The 14,090-nt window shown below is 43.0% G+C and carries 14 protein-coding genes; 1 reads left to right on the top strand and 13 read right to left on the bottom strand.

The window, feature by feature from the left end; all coding sequences use genetic code 11:
- Positions 1 to 188 precede the first annotated feature (188 nt).
- From VSQ62_RS13215 to VSQ62_RS13165, 11 genes are all read right to left on the bottom strand, one after another.
- A complete protein-coding gene (locus tag VSQ62_RS13215; protein ID WP_159757979.1) occupies positions 189 to 578 on the bottom strand; it encodes a hypothetical protein in 390 nt (129 codons plus the stop codon).
- An 18-nt stretch (positions 579 to 596) separates the two neighbouring features.
- Positions 597 to 1,082, bottom strand: a complete 486-nt coding sequence (locus tag VSQ62_RS13210) for a DUF4879 domain-containing protein (RefSeq protein ID WP_334635349.1) — start codon at positions 1,080 to 1,082, stop codon at positions 597 to 599.
- Between the two features lie 208 nt (positions 1,083 to 1,290).
- Positions 1,291 to 4,071, bottom strand: coding sequence for a type 2 lanthipeptide synthetase LanM family protein (locus VSQ62_RS13205; protein WP_334635348.1), 2,781 nt, complete (start codon positions 4,069 to 4,071; stop codon positions 1,291 to 1,293).
- Positions 4,072 to 4,436: 365 nt separating this feature from the next.
- Positions 4,437 to 5,366, bottom strand: a complete 930-nt coding sequence (locus tag VSQ62_RS13200; RefSeq protein WP_334635347.1) for a sensor histidine kinase — start codon at positions 5,364 to 5,366, stop codon at positions 4,437 to 4,439.
- A 379-nt stretch (positions 5,367 to 5,745) separates the two neighbouring features.
- Positions 5,746 to 6,462 carry a LytR/AlgR family response regulator transcription factor gene (locus VSQ62_RS13195; RefSeq protein WP_334635346.1) on the bottom strand — a complete coding sequence of 239 codons (717 nt, stop codon included), beginning with the start codon at positions 6,460 to 6,462 and terminating at the stop codon, positions 5,746 to 5,748.
- 124 nt (positions 6,463 to 6,586) lie between these two features.
- Positions 6,587 to 7,147: a hypothetical protein gene (locus VSQ62_RS13190; protein WP_334635345.1), complete on the bottom strand. Its 561-nt coding sequence runs from the start codon at positions 7,145 to 7,147 to the stop codon at positions 6,587 to 6,589.
- Positions 7,148 to 7,520: 373 nt separating this feature from the next.
- Entirely contained in the window at positions 7,521 to 7,841 is a 321-nt protein-coding gene (locus VSQ62_RS13185; protein WP_334635344.1) for a DUF1540 domain-containing protein, read from the bottom strand.
- Positions 7,842 to 7,919: 78 nt separating this feature from the next.
- Positions 7,920 to 9,845, bottom strand: a complete 1,926-nt coding sequence (gene thrS / locus VSQ62_RS13180) for a threonine--tRNA ligase (protein ID WP_334635343.1) — start codon at positions 9,843 to 9,845, stop codon at positions 7,920 to 7,922.
- Between the two features lie 17 nt (positions 9,846 to 9,862).
- Positions 9,863 to 10,297: an acyl-CoA thioesterase gene (locus VSQ62_RS13175; protein ID WP_334635342.1), complete on the bottom strand. Its 435-nt coding sequence runs from the start codon at positions 10,295 to 10,297 to the stop codon at positions 9,863 to 9,865.
- A 451-nt stretch (positions 10,298 to 10,748) separates the two neighbouring features.
- Positions 10,749 to 11,501, bottom strand: a complete 753-nt coding sequence (locus tag VSQ62_RS13170; protein ID WP_334635341.1) for a YdcF family protein — start codon at positions 11,499 to 11,501, stop codon at positions 10,749 to 10,751.
- Entirely contained in the window at positions 11,486 to 11,992 is a 507-nt protein-coding gene (locus VSQ62_RS13165) for an SEC-C metal-binding domain-containing protein (protein WP_334635340.1), read from the bottom strand. Before VSQ62_RS13165 ends, VSQ62_RS13170 begins: the two co-directional genes overlap by 16 nt.
- A 106-nt stretch (positions 11,993 to 12,098) precedes the next feature.
- Here VSQ62_RS13165 and VSQ62_RS13160 point away from each other — a divergent pair, with 106 nt between their 5' ends.
- Complete coding sequence (locus VSQ62_RS13160) at positions 12,099 to 12,347, top strand: hypothetical protein (protein ID WP_334635339.1); 249 nt, start codon at positions 12,099 to 12,101, stop codon at positions 12,345 to 12,347.
- A gap of 17 nt (positions 12,348 to 12,364) precedes the next feature.
- Here the strand turns inward: VSQ62_RS13160 and VSQ62_RS13155 are convergent, their stop codons facing one another.
- A complete protein-coding gene (locus VSQ62_RS13155; protein ID WP_334635338.1) occupies positions 12,365 to 12,520 on the bottom strand; it encodes a hypothetical protein in 156 nt (51 codons plus the stop codon).
- Between the two features lie 288 nt (positions 12,521 to 12,808).
- Complete coding sequence (locus tag VSQ62_RS13150; RefSeq protein ID WP_334635337.1) at positions 12,809 to 14,044, bottom strand: hypothetical protein; 1,236 nt, start codon at positions 14,042 to 14,044, stop codon at positions 12,809 to 12,811.
- Positions 14,045 to 14,090 lie beyond the last annotated feature (46 nt).

Genomic DNA, 14,090 nt, shown 5'->3' with positions numbered 1-14,090 from the left:
AGAGGTTATTAGCCTATCCCCCCCTTCTTTGGCTTAGGCGATCAAAAAAAATTGGAAAGCCGGTGAAGGCTGAAAGTCCATCTAATTCAGCCTTCACCGGGTTCCTGTAAGTAAAATATAATTGGTCAACACCAAGGAAAGAGGTTCGATTTTTTCATAAATCGTTTTACACTATCCTAATTTTTATCTTAGTTTAAATAACGCAAAAATGATTCGTAAAAAAACTTCTCCTTTTTTTCTTTACTATCCTGAGGTATTCCTAACCTGTCAAGTGCCTTTTGAACCGCTGTTTTTGCTGAATGTACAGTAGTCCCCAGAATATCACGTCCGCCGCCATTATAAGCGCTCTCCAATGACATGGCAAACAGACTCGTAAGGCATGTAAGCTTGCCTCCTGAATTCACCCCATACCCATACCCATTTATACCACATTCTTTCTCCGCTTTATTCCAGGCTTCTTTCACTTCATTTGGTGCTTCCGGTCCCAGAATGTCCAGTCCATCAAATGACTTTTTGTTTTTGACACTCTTATTATTATAGGTATTCACATAATTATTTGTATAAAAACCTATTTCCATGAAAATCCATCTCCCAACTTATAAAACATTAATCCATGTACTGAACTCTTTAGACGTTTGAACAGACCACGCACTATATTCAAATTTACCACTTGTATAACTCGTATTAATCGTCCATAATCTTAATATTCCGTCCATGATATTATCACCATTTAGATCAACATATTCCGTATCGGTGGACTCCATTTCCATATGTTTAAACTTTGCCCAACGCACAGAACTAAATCCAACCTCAAGTGTTATGACCTGAAACCAATCTCCACCATGATCCAACTTTGTTGCATACTGGCCTGCAGATATATGTTCTTCTCCTGCATCTTGTGAATTCACCCACATAACCTGCATGCTCGTCAATGGTGCCATTGCCGGACGTGACAAATTCTCATCTGAAAGAATAAGATCCTGCATAGACTCATTTTCTTCTAATACTTCCTGAATGCTATTATACTGTTTAACATTACTTTCATCCTTTGCATATGCAGTAGTACACATTCCTAACATCATAGCTCCTACCAACATCAATGATACTAATTTGTTGAATTTTTCATTTCCTAGTCTCCTTTGTGTCAAATTAATTTATAAGATATCTTATACATCCAGTATATTATTTTTTCTTAGGATTTCTACCCATTGTCCGTAAAAATGCATTTTTGGCTGTCAAAATTTTCTTTTCACACTAACAAAACTAGAAAATTGTATAGTCACCTACTATTTATCTTCGTATTAAATACAATAAAATTCCTCCATATCCATTTAAGAGTCCTGGGTTTTCCCTCTCCTGCGGTAACAGTTTAACCTCATCGCACGCCAGATAACTATCAAATATATCCTCTTTATCCCCCAAAAACTTTGATGCCTTTTCTAATATCCAAAGATTCCCACATATCCCATGGCACAAACACCAGCTATCCCGTCTCCAATATTCCTCCATTTTTTTATATGCTCTGCACATATCTTTTCTAAGGCGTTTCTTCCATTTCTGATCTTTTACATATTTATAGCACTTCATCCTTGAATACAATATCCCCGGAGCGCCATGACACCATGCCATAGCCCCCATATCATCTATATTTTGTCTTCCCGTCCGCACATCCATCCAGTTGTTTATCTCCGGATTATATAAGGATTCTTCATATGCCCAGACCTTCTCCGCCAATTGTTCATATTTGTCTTTCGATGTCAGATACCACAAGTGTAGAAAAGCCATCAATACCCCGCTATTCCCGTGTGCCGCTCCCGCCATTGGCAGCATTCCTTCCTCTGTTATCCAGCCAATTCCATATTCTTGTTTTTCTGCTGACTTCTCCAACATATCCGCTGCACTTTCTGCCATCTCAAGATAAGTTTTATCTTGATTTATTTCATATAACAGCAACAATGCCTGAACTGCCCCGGCATTTCCATTAAGCAGATCATATTTCGCATCTCCCTCAATTAATTGCTCAATGATTCCGACGTGTCTTTGCGCATAATCCAGGTATTCCTCTCCCGCCCCCTCTTGATACAGCAACAAATATGTATATATAACAGAACTTTCTCCTTCATAGATTCCTGTATTCCGGGTTTGAAGATGCTCTAATGACTGTATCCCTGAATCCGTATATTGGAACAGCCTTTTTTTCAGATTTTTATAAATATCAGCAATCTCATCTCTCTTGTCCTTCCTCTTCAAGCTATACATTAACAACAACATTCCCGCTAAGCCGTCATACAGATACATATTCATCGGACAAATTGACCATCTCCTACTACCCCCGTCAAAAAAATGTACCGTATACCAACTCACCTCATTATGCTCACGGTTCCATACTGCATTTTGCAGTACACGTTCCGTCAATAACTCTATGTTCATCTTCAATCGTACTGACTTTACACCTTTATCCATTTTTAAATTATTGTATTCCTTTGAACGGTATACCCCGTTCATAAACTGTTCGGTTCTATCGGTTGTCATCTCCAATGCAAGTTCTATATATTCACACTGTTTTCCCATGTCTTTTTCACACAGTTCTTCTACTTTTTGATACAGCAGATCTATCGGCCTATACGCAAAATAATCTTTGATTCTCCCACCCTGGCTATCTTTCAGATCCTTTTCATCCATATTATAGTAAAAATAAGGAATATCACCGCCTGACAATGCCTTTACTTCCCTATTCACGATTTCTTTCTCATCCTTTTTTCTTCCTTTTTCCATAGAATAGAGAAAACGTTCCCGTTCTGCCTGATTTCTCAGCAACTCCGGATGATAGGAGCCCGACAAAACCATACTATAACGCTGTGTATCTGCTAACAGATACCGGCACTTCAAGCCGTTCAATCTTCTTAATAATATACGGAATCCCTCTTTTTTCTTCATAACCGCAAAATAAGCCGCCTGAAATCCTTTTTGCAGATTCTCCATATACAGCAGCGGCTCCCTGAACTCTCCCCTTATCGTTGCAAGGTTCTGGTTCTTCACAGATTTCGCATATCGGTATGCAATCCTCATATCAGAAGTTCCGCCATGAATAATTACCGGAACTTTAAAAGGATATTGCTGTCCTGCCGTACCACTTATCACACTGCTGTTGACACCTTTTCCTTCCTGATTCCAGTGATAAAACGGTAGAATTCCGGTATATAATACGGATTCTGACAATTGATAAAAGATCTCATCATTTGCAGTTGGCCTATCGCGGTTATACTGGATATTCGTCAATGTCTCCAGATCGATCAATACTGGATAACTACCAAATGCAATGATATTCTCGCAATGCAAATCTTTCGTTCCCAACAGATAGGCCAGAAACAGATTTACGCCCAGCCGTTGATAATAGTCTTCTAATTCCTTCTGCGAATCACAAGACGCACAACCGACAATAGAACACCAGCTATGATCTGAATATGACAAGATTGTATAGTCATATTGGCTAATCCCCGTTTCTCTGGCCAACCATTTCAGCATATCTGCATATCTCATTTCATTATCCATTGATCGGGGTTTGTATAAAATCTCTACTCCGTTATCCAGCAAAACCCTTACCACACAACGCCCTTTATTATGTACATCCGAAAAACCGCCCTTTATCCCGTGGATACTTCGCACTTCTTTCCCCTGGCAAAACATCTGTTGTATCGCTTGACTATCTTTTTGAAAGCATTCTATGATGTCTGCATAAAATGCTGCCATATTCTTCACTGCTTCTTCTGTACACTGGCATAGAACCGGATAACGTGCAAATGTTCTTTGCAGAAATTCCTCTTTTTTAATTATCTCTTTGCAGAAATATTCGTATTTCTCTTTTGAATCTTTTTCCTTTAAATCTCCACGGTTTTCATAGTCATGCATTTCTACAATTAATGTTCGGATACAAAGCTTCTGCAAACGATGTGCCAACTGCTCTTTAAAATCCGGAAATATACTTTTCAAAGTATTCGTATCTCTAACTCTCTGTTGCAGCAAATCAAGTCCAGATTCGATCAATGCTTCATAAAATCCTTCAAAAAACATTCCATTTACCCTCTTCCCTTTATTACTTCTAGCATATTTTAAATAATGCCTGAAATTATTTTTATATGGATCAAACTAAAAAAGGCTGTTGCTAAAATAGTAATCATACAATATACAGCTACGAAATTTACATCGCCGTACATTGTATGAATCTATCGTTTTACAACAGCCTTTTTATGTTCTTATCATTAACAACATATTAATGTATAAAATGCCCCACACATTAAAGTATTTGTAGATGCACCTTCTACTTGTTCTTCCTTCGGGATTAACTTCTCTATTTCCTCAAGCTCCATAGTTAAATCCCCCGCGTAATCTAAATTTGAATTTCGCTGCATACTACGTTCCTTAATATTTTATTTGTTTTATAAGAACAAAAGCTTAATTTGAAAAGCTTTGTCTCTACTTAAATATGCAATCGTACCGTCATATTTATTCAAAATTCGTTCCACATTTTTTAATCCGTATCCATGTCTCATTTTATCCTTTTTCACAGATACTGGCCTTCCCTTCTCCATAACAGGAGCTTCGTTGACAGAGTTTTCTATTTTTATAAATAATAACTGTTTTTGATTCTCTATCTTTACAGATATCCATTTATCCGCATTGTCGTCCATTCTCATACATGCCTCAATCGCATTGTCAAGAAGATTTCCTAACAGGGAACATGTTTCACTGTCATCAAACATCCATTCTGCTATTGGTACTGCCTGTATTGTAAATGTTATACCTTCTTGTTCTGCCATGGTTCGCTTCTGCTCCAGAAGCATATCTGCTATCTGGTTTCCTGTCCAGACACTTCTCTTTATATCAAAAAAACTCTGTTCTATTTCTTCTATATATCTATCTATCCCTTCATAATTCTCTTCCATCTTAAAATGCTTTAAAACTAATATATGGTTTTTCAGATCATGGGATAACTGCCGGTTCTTTTCCATGGCTTTTTCTAATTCTGTATACTTTTGTGTCACCATAGTGTCACGCATAATCAGCAATTCCTTCTCCTTTTCAAGCGTCTTGTTCTTCAAGAACACGATTCCGGTAAAAAGTGTAATCAACAAAACGCCTATGAGAGACAGCCCCGTTGTTCCTGCTTCCTGTTCTCTGCCCTCAAGCATCATATTTACAATTGCTATCTGATAGTACCTTAGCATGAAACACATAATAATCGTAATCGTCAGCAACAGACTCTGGAATTCACGTATGTATGCTTTATCATATTTCTGTTTGGCAATCTGATATACACAACACGCAACGATAAGCCTGACACAAAAAAAGAGGATACATTCCATCATTGAATTCGCATATAAATAGACCACATTTTTAAATTCATGCCTTAATACTATCATACTCACAAAAGCAGCGAAAAAATCCAGCAATGCCACTAAGACATAATATAAGATAACTATGATAATTCTTAAAAATTTATACTGCCCACTTATCAATAACACACATATACATGTGACAGCGATACATATAATAAATGCATACTGCGAAAAAAATATCAGACTGCGATTTCCTCCTACATCTATACCTGCCCCGACAATATTCGCACATAAAATTACCCAATCTTTTTTTTGAAATATTCTTTCTCTAATACCGTTCCACATAACAGCCAGTACAACATCCCCACTTCAAAAAGAGAAATTCCCATAAGAAGAGCCTTAATACCCATTACAGATTCCCCCTATACAGACTAATCTGCTCTTTTATTTTTTTGAAGCTGATTCTATTAACAAAAATCCTTGCCCCATTATCCATATGAACCATACCGTCCTTCATACTTGCGATATGAGAAACATTTATAATATATCCACGTTCAACTAAGATAAATTCATCACTTGCAAGTTCCTGACTCAATTGATTTAACGAAATCCTTTCTTTATAAATACCATGTTCCGTTATGTAACAGATGTACTTTGATCCCTTTTCCTTCTCCATATATAGCATGTCTCTATAATACACTATTACCTTGCTTGTAGGTGTTCCAACCATCCTGAACTGCTTTTTTTCCTTCTTCACGCGGTCTATCAATTGCCTCAAGATAGGCGGCAGCCTCTTTTCCATATCTTCCTTAAGAATGTATTGATACGCTTCTATGATATAACTCTCTGCCGCATACTCAAGATATGCCGTCAGGAATACCAAATATGGACCGCCGCCCTTTTCATGCAATCGTTTCCCTAGTTCCAGTCCACCCATGTCTAGCATATCAATATCCGAAACCAGGATGTCAAACTCCTGTCCCAGTTCAGTTTCCTGAAGAAAGTCCTTCGCCCGCGTATAAGTAAAGAGGTTCACTTCATCCTGCGGCACAATCTCATTCTCAACACACTTTCTGACATCTTCTAGAATTGCTGTCTCATCATCTATAAGTGCAATATTCATCATTTGCCCTCTTTTCTAGTCGATTCCCTCCAGCCTTACACTGATAAGAATACCATAAATTAATTTTTTTCATCCCTTTGTCCTTAAAAATTCATTTTTGACCGCGAAAAATCTTAAATCCGCACTTTCATTCCGCAAGAATATAATATTTGCCCCTATTTACATTATGGAACACAACTTCCTCATCCCGGACATAGAGCTTACAGGTATTCTCCCATAAAGTATTTTCCCCATCCTGCTTTATCACCTTTCCGCAATGATATGTATATTCCCCTATCTGCCTGTTCCGGGCTTTTTCTATGATGTCCTCCACCGCATCAGATATTTTCATCGAATGCAAGCCAGGATTCCATTTTCCCAACAATTGATTAATCCGCATCTTCTTCAAGGGGACCTTCTTGCTTCCCCAGCTTCGTTTTGGGAACACGTCTTCCTCTTTCTCTCCAAGAGCATCCAATACAGCCTGAAATTTCTCCTTCCCGCTTTCATACGGATACCCCATTTCCAGATAAGCATAGATATGCCATACTGCTTTGTCCAGATACCTTGCATCGCCTGTCGTCTCATACTTCTCCCTGAGCCAGACAACGCTTTGCTCCAGCACCTCTTTGCTTGACAATCCAAGAGCTTCTATGTTATAAAGCCCCAGTTTAATCACCTCTACCTCCATACTATTGTATCTCGTCATATTCTACTCCTTTCTATAACCCACCTATTGTATACGATGCATTATAACAGTCACTATAGTTTACCGCATCATATTGTCCGTGAAAACCATATTTTGACTCTGAAAAATACCATATCTCACTTTCTACGAGCCACATCTGTTCAAGCAAAATATAAAAACGAGTTTTCTCAATACTCATTCGGAGATATTATTCCCCATTCCCTATCCGTTCAAGCAGCTCCATATACTTCTGCTGGTAACCATCCACCCGGCTCTGGGCATCAATGCGTAACTGCTCCATTTTATCCGCATACTGCTGCTGCATTTCAAGCAGTTTTGCAAGAAGTTATATGCCCGGGAACGAATCACTCCCGGGCATCTTCCTCTCTCTTCACTATTGACAGCCGCACTTGAAAGTCGCACATTCTGTCTGCTCACAGTGGCAGGCATCGCCGCCCTCTACACTGATCTTTCCTGCATGACATTTACATTCGTCATTGTACATACAATCCGTAGCTTTGCAGTCGATCTTGCTTGTAGGAGAGGCCTCTCCCGTTACATTGCTGTAAGAATCTCCTTTTCTTTCCTCGAAGCTGTCACAGCAAGTCTCCTCCGCACGCTTTGCAGAATTACCGCCTACTACGATCCCGTCAAGGTCACAGTAGAAATTCTTGTTGTGGGTGCATGTCTGTACCGTACATCTTAAATCTGGCATAATCTTACCTCCTAATATTGAAAATATCAAGAATTATTATGCCCCGTTTCTTACCGTTTTAATCTGTATTACGGCAAATTAGTCTTCCTTCACCACTTCACGCTGGATCTTCCCGGCGATCTCTTCCTTCACTGCAGCGATAAAGTCTCCGATACCCTTCTGCCCTTCGTCACCTGCAAAACGGCTTCGAACCGCGACTAAGTTCTGTTCCTCTTCCTTCGCCCCGACAACCAGCATATATGGAATCTTATTCATCTGGGCCTCTCGGATCTTATAGCCGATCTTCTCCGCCCTCTCATCGATCTCGGCACGGATTCCGGCCTCTTCTAATTCCTTCAGTACCTTCTTGCCATAATCCAGATGCTTCTCTGAGATTGGAAGCACCTTGACCTGTACCGGCGCAAGCCAGGTCGGGAACGCACCTGCGAAGTGCTCGATCAGGATTCCTATAAACCGTTCGATCGAGCCAAATGCAACCCTGTGGATCATGATCGGACGATGCTTCTCCCCGTCTGCTCCCGTGTATTCCAGATCAAATCTCTGCGGCATCTGCATATCAAGCTGAATTGTTCCGCACTGCCATGTTCTGCCGATAGAATCCTCCAGATGGAAATCGATCTTCGGTCCATAGAATGCGCCGTCGCCTTCATTGATCACATAGTCAAGCCCCAGATCATCAAGCGCACCCCTAAGACCGCTGGTCGCCATCTCCCAGTCCTCATCGCTTCCCATGCTGTCCTCCGGACGAGTGGAAAGTTCCACATGATACTTGAACCCAAACAGGCTGTAGACCTCATCGATCAGTCTTGCTACTCCCTTAATCTCATCCCTGATCTGCTCCGGCATCATGAAGATATGGGCATCATCCTGGTTGAAGCAGCGGACACGGAACAGGCCGTGGAGTGCTCCTGATTTTTCATGCCTGTGCACCAGTCCGATCTCTCCTGCACGGAGCGGCAGATCCTTATAAGAACGAGGCTCTGACTTATAGACAAGCATTCCTCCCGGACAGTTCATTGGCTTAACCGCAAAGTCTTCATCATCAATAACAGTCGTATACATGTTATCCTTATAGTGATCCCAATGCCCTGAATTCTCCCACAGATGCCGGCTTAAGATGATCGGTGTTGCGATCTCCACATATCCGTTTCTCTTATGCAGCTCTCTCCAGTATTCCATCAGCGTATTCTTAAGCACCATTCCCTTCGGAAGGAAGAACGGGAAACCAGGACCTTCATCACACATCATAAATAATCCCAACTCACGTCCAAGCTTTCTGTGGTCACGCTTCTTCGCTTCCTCTAACCTGTGGAGATACTCTTCCAGTTCCGCTTTCTTCGGATAAGAGATTCCGTAGATTCTGGTCAGCATCTTGTTCTTCTCGCTGCCGCGCCAATATGCGCCTGCCAGGCTCAGAAGCTTCACCGCCTTGACATTCTTCGTAGACATCAGATGCGGACCGGCACAGAGATCTACGAATTCTCCCTGCTGATAGAAGCTGATCTCCTCACCCTCCGGCAGATCTTCAACCAACTCTACCTTATATGGTTCGTCGCTTTCCTTAAAATATGCGACCGCCTCTTCCCTTGACTTCGTAAATCTCTTGATCGACAGATTCTCTTTCACGATCTTCTTCATCTCTGCCTCGATCTTCTCCAGATCTTCCGTTACAAACGGAGTCTCCCTGTCCAGATCATAATAGAAACCGTTGTCGATAGACGGTCCGATAGCAAGCTTGGTATCCGGGTACAGACGCTTAACCGCCTGCGCCATGATATGAGACGTAGTATGCCAGAACGCTCCCTTTCCATCCTCGGAATCAAACGTCAGCAATTCCAGCTCACAATCCTTATTGATCTGCGTCCTCAAGTCTACGATATCACCGTCCACCTTCGCGCTCGTTGCGACCCTTGCAAGACCCTCGCTGATATCCTTCGCAATGTCAAGAACCGACCTGCTCCCCTCGTATTCCTTCACAGAACCATCTTTTAATGTGATCTTCATATCTTTCCTCTCCTTCTCTATTCGCTCTTATGATCTTCCAGACCCCGCGTTAACATCTGATGGCCTTCTATGCAGGCCTGCTTTAATGACAGGAACTTCCCTTCCCTGTCAAGGAAACAATGCTTCGTCGTTCCCCTGCAGCAGATCCGCTGCGTCTTGTCATCGATCACCTCGTACCCCACGGTCAGCTTGATACCATTATATTCTCTGATAAATACCTCTATGGTCACCGTCCCGCCGAAATGCACCATCTGAAGATATTCCGCATCTACAGACAGCACCGGGCTTAAGATGCCCTTCTCCTCCATCTGGTCATAGCCCATGCCCATCTTCTCCATATAGTCCGTCCGCGCTTCTTCAAACCAGCGGATATAATTGGAATGATGAACGATTCCCATCTGATCAGTCTCGTAATACTGTACCTTATGCTGATAAGGCTTCCATTCGCTCATTTACCTTCCCTTCTTTCCCAAATTAATCTTATCATTGCCAGCTATGCATGCAGACATGCATGTCCGGCGCGCTGCTCAAGACCTAAAAAAATACCCCTTACAGATCTACTGTAAGGGGCGAGTTACTCTCGCGGTTCCACCCTGATTGCCCTGTATATCATCCATCCATACCAAAGCCGCTTCATTCATGATGATAACGGAATCACCGGGCTGTTTTGCAGCCACTCAGAGGTAGTTTTCAGAAGGTTCCGGAATAAGAAGCTTGCAGCCTGCGGCTTCTCTCTCTGCGATTCCTTTCCCAGCCTACTCGTCTCGTCAGCGTGTTCATACATTTTATATCAAACATTATAACACTGTAAATCCTTTTGTCAACCGGAAATTTTACTTCGGACATTCACTCCCGCGCCATTCGTCAGTCAATCTCAAGATAAGCCCTTGTGCAAGCACAAACTTATCTTGAGATTGACTGACGAGTGAACTGTAATATCATCTTCCACACCGCAAAAAACTCCCTGACAACATAATTCAAAAATAACAGCGGATGACAGTCCGCCGCCACCGGACAGGGCCGAAGATACCCCTCCCTCTTCGCATAACAGACCGCACGGTAGAGATGAAAATTATTCGATACGATCCCGACCGGGATGCTCAAGTCTTCTATGTAAGCCTTGGAATATTCCAGATTCTCCTTCGTAGTCCGCGAACGGTCCTCCCTTAAGATCCTCTCTTCTTCGATCCCATGCCTCAGAAGATACTCTCCCATAACCTCTGCCTCTGCAGCCTCCTCGCCTCTTCCCATACCGCCGGATACAATGGCGCAAGTCCCCGGATGTTCCTTCAGATACCCGACAGCCCGGTCAAGCCTTCTTCGCAGCGAATCCGTGATCCGCTTCCCGTCCACCTGTGCGCCCAACACGATCAGATACCTGTAATCCTCCTGCCGTCCTGCCAATCTCCTGTCCGGAAACATCCCCCGGATAATCTTCACCTCTGTTAATAAGAAGATTCCCGTCAGAATGAGGAGCAGCGCCGGAAGCATATCGGAGCCGTCTATGTACAGATACCGGAACATCAGCCCCGCACACCCGCATATCAGCCAGAATCTTGAGAATGTAGAATCCCATTTCCGAAGGCGGATGCACAGCAGCGCATAATACACAAGGCACAGTATACTAAAAACAGAAATAATTATTTGCCACAGCATTTCTTATACTTCTTACCTGAACCGCAAGGACACGGATCGTTACGTCCGATCTTCTTCTCCTTGCGGATCGTGCCGGATTCCTTCTGCTCCTTATAGAGCCGCTTCAATTCCTCCTCCGGATAGATCTCCTTCCACTGCGGAAGATCGTACAGCCAGTCAGCCTTGGCCGCTACCATGTTCTTATACAGCTTCTCCTTGTCAAAAGCAAGGCTCACAACCGTATCCTCATCCATCGTCTCAATCGGATTCGCTTCCTTAAGGCTCTCATCGATGCCGTCCAGGAAACCAACCATAGTGAGGACTTCCTGGCCGTACTTCTCTGCCAGCTCCTTCACGGTCCCCTTCACTTCCTCGTCCGGATTCGTCAGAAGCTGCTCATAGATCTCCTTCTCGATCTGGAAATAATTCTTCCAGAATCTCTGAAGCTGCCCCCTGTCCGCCTTCTCGTCATACGCAATCTCTTTCCACTGATCCAATAATGTCTCGCTCATAATATATTTTGCTCCTTTGTATTTGTTTTTATATTTGTGTTTGCAATTTTTTCCTGCCACTTATATAATATACTAAAGTCTCGTTAAGATGTAAAGGAGGATTCGCATGAAAAATACAAAAACAAGCAAAACAAAACGAATCCTGGCGGCAATCGGCGCCTTTCTGCTCTTTGCCATGTACACCGGCACCCTTGCCTTCGCACTGATCGACCACCCCGCCGCACAGGATCTTCTCATGGCTTCCATTGCCTGTACGATTATTCTTCCGGTCCTTCTCTATGCCTATACGCTGGTATACCGGCTTACCAGAACCAATGAAGAAGACAGCGATCCCATCAAAAAAACAGACCCGTAAAGGGTCTGTTCATTCTTCTATATACATAATCCTGCCAGGACCAATGCCTGATTTTCCTCTGGGATTCCTCCCCGCACCTGGCTTGGATCCATGTCTCTGACTCTTTTTCTTTTCGTAAGGTATTCCTCAATAGAGAGAACTTCTGTATGATTCGTTTTCTTTTTCCGCTGCATGTAATACCTCCTTCTTTGATATCCTGAAATTCCCTGCCCGCAGGCCGAGGTTTCAGGAATACGCCATATTTATACTCACGGGAGCTGACACTATGTATCGTCTTCTTTCCCCTCATTACGATCCGCCAATGAATATAGCGAAGTCCCCGTATTATTATTATATGGGCATACCCCAATAGATATGCCTCTATAATAACTATAAACAGAATACCAGCTAAATGTGTCTATGCTATGGCAATTTTCTAAAAGAAAGATTAGGGATTTCTTAAAATTATCTAATGAAATCCTTCAATATTCCAGCACCGTCACCTGCGCTAAGCTGTTCCCATTCTCCAGATATCCGATCGTCTGAACGATCAGTTCTCCGTCATCCGCCCCCACTTCCACTCCGGAGCAATATCCGTTGATTCCCTTATATAACACCTGACGCCCCACAATCTCCCCATCCTGGACCTTGATTCCCATGATCTGCATCGTATCCGTCCCACTCTCGCGGTCAAGCAAGAAGATATGATCGCCCTTCCCGCATACACAGACCTTTTCACAATCTGTCATCAGGATCCTCTCTTTTGGGAATTCACTCAGAGGCTCTGCCATCATCCACACTTCTTCCCCGTTTCTTCCAATTACTCCCTGATCTGTATATCTGATCAAATTCGGAATATCTCCATTCTCCCCGTCAATCTCCCGAATTGCAGCCGTATCCATTTCTAACACCCAGCTTCTTCCCGGAAGAGACGGTTCATACCCGTCTGCATACGCTGCACCTGTCTTCAACTCCGTATTCTCAACTCCATACAGTTCCAGCCATTCTTCGGAAGATATCGGCACGTTCCCCTCCTGATCGGGATACTCCTCCCGCACATACACCTTCGACCCATCTTCATTGGGAATCGCCTGCCTCCATGCATTCTCGGTTCCTTCCATCATAATCTCCGTCTTCTCCCCGCTCAAGGCATCATACCGGCAGATGGGATACATCTGCACTGCATTCTGCCCGCTGTAATTTCCGTCCGGCCACACAAAGAACCTCGTACCGTCACCGCTCCACCTAAAACAACATGTATCCATCGAACCGTCCCTTTCATGGATCACCAACTTTTCCCCTGTCTGCACCCGATACAGGATAAGCTGGATCATGTTGTTATCAAAAGTCTCGTACAAGACATACTGTCCTCCGGGAGCAAGCTGCGATACGCTGACCGGACGCTCCTCAAAGACCGCAATGTCCGATTCCGTCCCCTGATAAATATTCATAGTCTGATAACCTAAGCCTTCCCCCTGATCCCGGAGTACACAGATCTCTTCCCTGGATTCTTTCTTCCAGGTCATGGAATATACACTGCCTTCAAAGCTATACTCCTTGATATCCCTGACATCGATTCCCGCATTATTCTCCGCATCTTCCGTCTCCTTTGGCAGGACAATGGTCTTCGACGTCTCCTGCCCGGCACATCCGCACAACAGGAGCCCTGCCACAATCAACGCCATCACTTGTTTTGTCCCTTTTCTGTCACTTCTCATACCGATATCTCTTTTCCATGACTATGCATCATCCAAAATATAAAGC

Origin of the sequence: Sporofaciens sp. JLR.KK001 (assembly GCF_036941055.1) — a bacterium.
In the GTDB taxonomy this organism is placed as follows: Bacteria; Bacillota; Clostridia; order Lachnospirales; family Lachnospiraceae; genus Sporofaciens.
Note: the sequence above shows the minus strand (reverse complement) of the source record. Positions and strands in the feature narration are given on the sequence as shown.

Coding starts and splice junctions, on each gene's coding strand:
- VSQ62_RS13215 (WP_159757979.1), bottom strand. CDS start 578: ATGGAAATAGGTTTTTATACAAATAATTATGTGAATACCTATAATAAT.
- VSQ62_RS13210 (WP_334635349.1), bottom strand. CDS start 1,082: ATGATGTTAGGAATGTGTACTACTGCATATGCAAAGGATGAAAGTAAT.
- VSQ62_RS13205 (WP_334635348.1), bottom strand. CDS start 4,071: ATGTTTTTTGAAGGATTTTATGAAGCATTGATCGAATCTGGACTTGAT.
- VSQ62_RS13200 (WP_334635347.1), bottom strand. CDS start 5,366: ATGATGGAATGTATCCTCTTTTTTTGTGTCAGGCTTATCGTTGCGTGT.
- VSQ62_RS13195 (WP_334635346.1), bottom strand. CDS start 6,462: ATGATGAATATTGCACTTATAGATGATGAGACAGCAATTCTAGAAGAT.
- VSQ62_RS13190 (WP_334635345.1), bottom strand. CDS start 7,147: ATGACGAGATACAATAGTATGGAGGTAGAGGTGATTAAACTGGGGCTT.
- VSQ62_RS13185 (WP_334635344.1), bottom strand. CDS start 7,841: ATGCCAGATTTAAGATGTACGGTACAGACATGCACCCACAACAAGAAT.
- thrS (WP_334635343.1), bottom strand. CDS start 9,845: ATGAAGATCACATTAAAAGATGGTTCTGTGAAGGAATACGAGGGGAGC.
- VSQ62_RS13175 (WP_334635342.1), bottom strand. CDS start 10,297: ATGAGCGAATGGAAGCCTTATCAGCATAAGGTACAGTATTACGAGACT.
- VSQ62_RS13170 (WP_334635341.1), bottom strand. CDS start 11,501: ATGCTGTGGCAAATAATTATTTCTGTTTTTAGTATACTGTGCCTTGTG.
- VSQ62_RS13165 (WP_334635340.1), bottom strand. CDS start 11,992: ATGAGCGAGACATTATTGGATCAGTGGAAAGAGATTGCGTATGACGAG.
- VSQ62_RS13160 (WP_334635339.1), top strand. CDS start 12,099: ATGAAAAATACAAAAACAAGCAAAACAAAACGAATCCTGGCGGCAATC.
- VSQ62_RS13155 (WP_334635338.1), bottom strand. CDS start 12,520: ATGCAGCGGAAAAAGAAAACGAATCATACAGAAGTTCTCTCTATTGAG.
- VSQ62_RS13150 (WP_334635337.1), bottom strand. CDS start 14,044: ATGAGAAGTGACAGAAAAGGGACAAAACAAGTGATGGCGTTGATTGTG.